Source organism: Vibrio sp. VP6 (genome assembly GCF_028823755.1).
Classification (GTDB): domain Bacteria; phylum Pseudomonadota; class Gammaproteobacteria; order Enterobacterales; family Vibrionaceae; genus Vibrio; species Vibrio parahaemolyticus.
This window is the reverse complement of sequence record NZ_JAPEID010000076.1, coordinates 1-5,940: the sequence shown is the minus strand read 5'-3', so window position 1 is coordinate 5,940 and position 5,940 is coordinate 1. Positions and strand designations below refer to the sequence as shown.

At 43.1% G+C, this 5,940-nt stretch carries 9 protein-coding genes and 1 pseudogene; 5 read left to right on the top strand and 5 right to left on the bottom strand.

Going from position 1 to position 5,940, the window contains the following annotated elements:
* Window positions 1-184: 184 nt before the first annotated feature.
* From OU793_RS23285 to OU793_RS23265, 5 genes and pseudogenes are all read left to right on the top strand, one after another.
* Window positions 185-448: pseudogene (locus OU793_RS23285) on the top strand (DDE-type integrase/transposase/recombinase); the annotation flags it as partial.
* On the top strand, window positions 449-934 hold the full coding sequence (locus tag OU793_RS23280; RefSeq protein ID WP_023624637.1) for a recombinase family protein: 486 nt from the start codon (window positions 449-451) through the stop codon (window positions 932-934).
* Window positions 935-1,034: 100 nt separating this feature from the next.
* Entirely contained in the window at window positions 1,035-1,280 is a 246-nt protein-coding gene (locus OU793_RS23275) for a type II toxin-antitoxin system CcdA family antitoxin (RefSeq protein ID WP_017449246.1), read from the top strand.
* Window positions 1,280-1,654 carry a CcdB family protein gene (locus OU793_RS23270; RefSeq protein ID WP_274647858.1) on the top strand — a complete coding sequence of 125 codons (375 nt, stop codon included), beginning with the start codon at window positions 1,280-1,282 and terminating at the stop codon, window positions 1,652-1,654. Before OU793_RS23275 ends, OU793_RS23270 begins: the two co-directional genes overlap by 1 nt.
* Window positions 1,655-1,682: 28 nt before the next feature.
* A complete protein-coding gene (locus OU793_RS23265; protein ID WP_131162812.1) occupies window positions 1,683-1,949 on the top strand; it encodes a hypothetical protein in 267 nt (88 codons plus the stop codon).
* Window positions 1,950-2,270: 321 nt separating this feature from the next.
* On the opposite strand, the gene OU793_RS23260 is transcribed toward OU793_RS23265, so the two are convergent.
* From OU793_RS23260 to OU793_RS23240, 5 genes are all read right to left on the bottom strand, one after another.
* On the bottom strand, window positions 2,271-3,410 hold the full coding sequence (locus OU793_RS23260) for a M23 family metallopeptidase (protein WP_025789523.1): 1,140 nt from the start codon (window positions 3,408-3,410) through the stop codon (window positions 2,271-2,273).
* Between the two features lie 338 nt (window positions 3,411-3,748).
* Window positions 3,749-3,925, bottom strand: coding sequence for a hypothetical protein (locus tag OU793_RS23255; RefSeq protein ID WP_023624642.1), 177 nt, complete (start codon window positions 3,923-3,925; stop codon window positions 3,749-3,751).
* Between the two features lie 377 nt (window positions 3,926-4,302).
* Window positions 4,303-4,602, bottom strand: coding sequence for a hypothetical protein (locus OU793_RS23250; protein WP_023624643.1), 300 nt, complete (start codon window positions 4,600-4,602; stop codon window positions 4,303-4,305).
* Window positions 4,603-4,677: 75 nt separating this feature from the next.
* Window positions 4,678-4,926, bottom strand: coding sequence for a helix-turn-helix domain-containing protein (locus OU793_RS23245; protein ID WP_025789522.1), 249 nt, complete (start codon window positions 4,924-4,926; stop codon window positions 4,678-4,680).
* An 81-nt stretch (window positions 4,927-5,007) separates the two neighbouring features.
* Entirely contained in the window at window positions 5,008-5,910 is a 903-nt protein-coding gene (locus tag OU793_RS23240; protein ID WP_274647859.1) for an OmpA family protein, read from the bottom strand.
* Window positions 5,911-5,940: the final 30 nt, after the last annotated feature.

Genomic DNA, 5,940 nt, shown 5'->3' with positions numbered 1-5,940 from the left:
TTTAGGAGGAATGTTAACGAGCAGCTTTACAGTTGGGATGCTTACTCTCTCTGTCATTGCGGATCAGAAACGACAGCGACGTGAAATAAATGGGAGGTAATCAAGCTTGCTTGGTTGTAAAAAGAGTAAGTGACAACTTGATGTCGTCGGCGGGAGACGTGATTGGTCAAGTATGAGCAATAAAAGTAATTACGCAGCATTGGATGCCCTGAATGTGCAACTGTGGTTAACGGGTGTTGATATTCTGGATATAAAATATTTGAACAACATCGTTGAGCAGAGTCACCGTTGGGTGAAGCAGAAAACTCGACAAGCTCTGGGCTGGAAATCAATTAAAGAGGCAACGGCAAGTCTTCATGGTCGAGAAATGTGGACAATGCTCAAACATGGTCAGGTAAATGTTGCTGGAGATACGGTCTGTGAGCGTTTTTATGCGCTCGCAGAATAATTGTATCTGGAGGATTGGTTCGCCACGCCACTACAACTATTTGCGACAGAATCCGATACTTTGGTCATCACCCGTTTAGCTCGCCTTGCTCGCTCAGTTGTCCATCTTGCACAACTCGCCAAGCGCTTTGAAAAAGAAAAAATCAACTTAATCGTTATCGACCAAAATATCGATACGAGTACATCAACTGGCAGATTGATATTTAACATGCTGGCATCCATTGCGGAATTCGAGAATGACTTACGTACTGAACGGCAAGCGGAAGGGATTACCAAGGCAAAAGAAAACTGCGTGAAATTTGGGCGACCAGCCAAACTCAATGAGCATATATGTGATGCAATACATTCTCGTCGAGCAGAAGGAGCCACGATCGGTCAACTTGCGAAAGAATTTGAGCTTGGAGAAGCAACGATATATCGCGCCTTAAAAATGGTAGTGACAAAAGAGAATAAGCCACGTCCCCCGCTTGCTAAAATCAATGTATAGTGAAAATGCCACGCGTTGCAAAGCCCCCTTGAACAACTTGTTATATGTTTATCCTGTGTCTATAATTTGTGCGCACACATACTACGCATAGGTTACTATCATGAGAAACGCATATAGTACGCAAGCACCAAAAAAAGCCACGAACTTAAGTTTAAACAGTGAGCTACTCGCTGAGGCTAAACGCCTAAATATAAACCTTTCAGCAACAATGGAAAAGGCACTTGAAAAAGAAGTAAGCCAACGCCTTAAAGCTGAATGGTTGGAGAAAAATGCCGATGCCATTTACGCCTGTAACGAGCTAACTGCAAACCACGGGCTATTTTCCGATTCTTACCGAGTATTCTAATGTCACAATTTTCACTATACAAAAACAAAGATAAGAGCACTGCAATTGCGTACCCATACTTTGTCGACGTTCAAAGTGAATTGCTAGATACATTGAACACTCGATTAGTGATTCCGTTGACACCTATAGAGTTATTAGAGAAAAAAGCGCCTAGTCACCTATGCCCAATAATCCATATTGATGAAGGTGACTTCGTAATTCTTGCGCCTAGTCACCTATGCCCAATAATCCATATTGATGAAGGTGACTTCGTAATTCTGACTCATCAAATGGCAAGTGTACCAAAAAAAATTTTACAAGAACCTGTAAACGATCTAAGCACTTTTCGAGACGAGATCATCTCTGCTATCGACTTTCTGATCACTGGCATATAACGCCATGTTTAGGGGTTAGCAACGCATAGTGAAAATGCCACGCGTTGTGACTAAGCCAACCACCAAAGCTAACCCGCTACCAATCCGCTTTGCTGGCAATGAAAGAGCTGGGCTAACCACTCTTGGTAACGATATCAAATCAGAAAGCATGAACTCGTCATCAAGCAGCTTGACTGTGAGCGCGAAATCAATGAAACCAAATTCGTACGAGTCGCGGCTTATTTTCATTCGCCAGCACAGCTATGAAGAAATCATCGATGCAATCAATCAAGTAAAGTTGAATATGATCAGATGATTATATATGCATCTAGGCGGTTTTTCTTTGTGTATAGCATTTATGCTATACACACTTTTCTAAGGATGGCTTGACTCCTGGTTTCTCTTGATGGTTAGGAACTTCAATCCTAACCATCGAGCCAGAGGGACGACCATCGGCAAACTTGCGAAAGAATTCGAGCTTGGGCAAGCAACGATATATCGGGCGTTAAAAACAGCGATAACAAAGGAGGACTAAAATATCGCCATGCTCAAAATTTAACCTCATTTATTTTCTGTAGTAATTACGCAATAACGTAGCTTTTAAGTTAATTTAACGAAATTCGGTTTACCGTCATAGCTAAAATGTTGACAGCCATTTTATCTTGTTTTGGTATTGAGTTCTAAATTGCTCCAGTTCAGTTGCAGATAACGCTACAGAAGTGCTTGCGGTCGTTTGCATTGCATCAACCGGCTTTCCATCTTTAAGTAACTCATAGTGTAAGTGAGGGCCCGAAGACAATCCGGTATGACCGGACAACCCTATTATTTGTCCACGTCGGACGTGTTGACCTTCCTTTACGGATAAGTGGTTGAGATGAAAGTAACGCGTCTTGTAATGGGTATCGTGTTCAATTTCCACATAATTGCCCGCAGAATACGAGTAACGTGCGATACGAACGATGCCATTCCCTGTTGCTGTGATGGGAGTGTTATCTGGAACGGGGAAATCGGTCCCATTATGTGGGCGCCGCTCTCTCGTAACCGGATGTATGCGGTGAGGGTTAAACGGTGAGCTGATAGCCCACCCTTTAGGTACTGGTTGTCGACTTAAAGCTGGATTCGTTCTAACCCCATAAGAGGTATAGAATTCACCGTCTTTGTAGCGATAAGCTGTTTTAATGTGCTCGCTACGTTTGACTCTAAAGGCGGCTATATCTTCGCTACCCAAATGCGGAGACAGTATAACATCGATACGATCGTTTTCATGTAAAGCAAAATTGGGCTGCCATGGTGTCTGGATGTAAAGCGGTTGTGTAGATGTATGCAATACGACGGTGCTGTGAGTTGCATCATCTGGTGAGCGCAGATTTACGTGCCAGCAAAGCTGTGTGTTGCACCAGCGCAGTCGCTCAGCGCGGTGTTTATCCCAAACAGCAAGAGATGCTCCTAGTTCATTAATATCGATATCTAGTGCGGCTAAATGACGTTTTAAACTGGTTGCGAGTGCTGGGCGTGATATCTCCAGAATTCTGAATACGGCTTCAATGCGATCTCCTTGTCGAAACGAGTATATTAGGCTTGGGATATCTATCTTCTCTACAGACGTAGAGATTTCAGGGACCGGTCCTGTCAGTAAACGAGTCGACAAAATAGGTAACGATGTCCGCTGGAGGTGGTTATCTGCATGATATGATAACGCGGCGCCACCACTTAACACGGCAATGAGCGGGATACTGGCTTTGATACGGGCAGACACGGATGACGAAAACAAAGGCATGGAATATCAAAATCCAGATATAAATAAAAGATTAACGCGATCTCGTATCGTACCTAAACACTCTTTGGGTTCATTGTAGGATAATGCTGAAAAGTAACGCTGATATTGCCAATTGATCACGATTTTAGAGTTTTCCAATATACCTCTTGCGAACCTCTAAAAAGGCACCTTTAGTATAGGAGTGCCCCACCAGACACCTGCCTTGCGTTCGATAAGACAACTTGCCATTATTGATACTGGTACGACGACGCCTTACAATTAAACCTTCCAGTCCCAACTGCTCTTCAACTCGCATCTGAATGCGAAATCGCAACGCTTTCCAGTAACATTCAAATCCATCAAGCATTACGATAACGTCTGTCTATATCAGCCAACTCTTGGGCAAATTCTCGTTCATCTTGGCGTTTTTTGATGTCAATCAGGCGCCCTTGACTGACTGACGCTTTCGCCTTAGGCGCCGGACGCAGCGTTACGATGGCCAATACGGCCTCTTGAATTTCTTCGGGCGTCATCATGCAGCCCCCTCTTAACCAATAAATTTAACTTATTACTCTTTTTTTCGCAGATATTTGCAAAACGCCAAAGCTCACGCTACGCAATCAAATAAGATGAAAAGTGAAAACGTTAGCGACGCCATTTCTTTATTAATCATTGGTCAGTTTGAGTAATAGGGCTTGCTTTGTATCATTTTTTATTAATCGTACCTTCGCTGTAATGGCGTAGTCTCTATGCCGATATCGGCGGACGCTTCAGGTATCGACCCTGATAATTGACACTTAAGAAAAAGCACCGCTGAAGGGAGTCCTGGATGTTGGTAAGTTAAGCTCGCGATACATTCGCCAGAGTAGTCTTATTAAACGCCAGTGCTAGTGATATTTACATGCTGTGTGTCCTAACGTGTGTAATAACGCTGGTTTTGAGCTGTTTGCATTGGTTTGAATCGATACTTCAATGCCAGTTTATGTAACATATTTTCGAACAAGGCCGCTTCAGCAGTCATTTTTCCGTTGGATTGTTGTGACCGGTGGGATGAAGGAAAACTGTCGACTCTCAACTCAATAAATTGTTGTCTTGCTTTGTTGCGTAAGAGCTCAAGATCGTCAATATACAACGAAGAACGACTTTGTATTTGTGAAGTAATGTAGCTTTCGTAAGCTTTAGCGCGCTCTAATAGTTTTAAAGTTCTTTTCATTTTTATCTCCCGGAGTTAAATCGTAGTATCGGGGTTAAATGTTGTGGTCATGCGTCCGCTCATTGATTTTGTTATTTAAGAGCGCGGTTGACTGCCCGAACGAGATTTTTTTTGAAGATATAATCGACGTAAAGTTTCTCTATTCATACCAAGTATGGCGGCAGCGCGAGTTTGATTGCCATAAGTATGGATAAGTACTTCTTCGACAATGGCTCTTTTTAGTTCTGGCAGTAATTGAGTTAAATCAGGTGAACTAGGTGCAGGTTGATAAAGTAACTCCATGACTTGTTGCTTAAATTGTAATGGATTAATGACTTTATTCATAAGAGTCGTATCTATAACTGATGAAGGGAGGTAATGTCCCTCCCTTCATCTTTTACTTTATTTGATGGTGCCTTTACTTAACTAGTTTAGCGTAATTTGAACAGAGCGTTCTAGTTGTGCGTTCTGCGCGTTGTTAAGCGGCTGTTGATCTGCGACACCTGAGGTGTGGATACGCTCAGCATCGATACCTTGGTTGATCAGGTACTGACCGACATTTTGCGCACGTTCGCCAGATACTCGTAGGTTAGTTTGCTGTGAACCAGTTGAATCCGTACGACCCACAATATCTGCCGTCAATTCGGGGTTATTGCGCATGGTGGTCACCACTTCATCAAGGTTGTATCGGCCATAGTCGTTCACATCCACTTGACCCGTTTGGTACGGTAGAGTGTAGGTCGAACGTGAGACTTGAGTAGTGGTGACTTCTTTGACTACTTCTACAGGCACTTCTACTTTTTCTTCAACAACAAGAGGAGTGTCTGGCTGGCCAAATTTGTAGGTCATACCCCAGTACACCTGACTTAGGTCTAAATCTTTACCATTTTTGGCTTCTAAGTTGTTGTAGTAATCGTAACCAATCTTAGTGGTCACCGAATGCGTTAACTGATACTCAAGACCAATACCTGCAGTACCACTGAAGCTGTCTGTTTTGAGTTCACTTCCATCAGCAAAGATGTACGTTGCCCCTAACTTACCATACATGGATAGATTGTCGGTAAAGTACAGATTACCTTTCATCCCTAATGTACCTAAGTGTAGTTCTGCATCGTCGAGGTTGTGCATGTAGTCGTAACTACCGTACAAACCAAAATGTTTTCCAAAATCGTAACCCATTTCAATTTTCGGACTCAGTACTTCACTTTCGCCTGCGGTGATGTCTGAGCCATTGGTTACGCCCATCCCTGCCGCCGCACCAAGCCAAAATCCGGATTTGTCTACGTCTTGCTCAAGGTTAGCTGCATTTACAAGGCTTTGTTGCGTAATTCAGACGAGAAACCAAACCTCCTAAAGTTG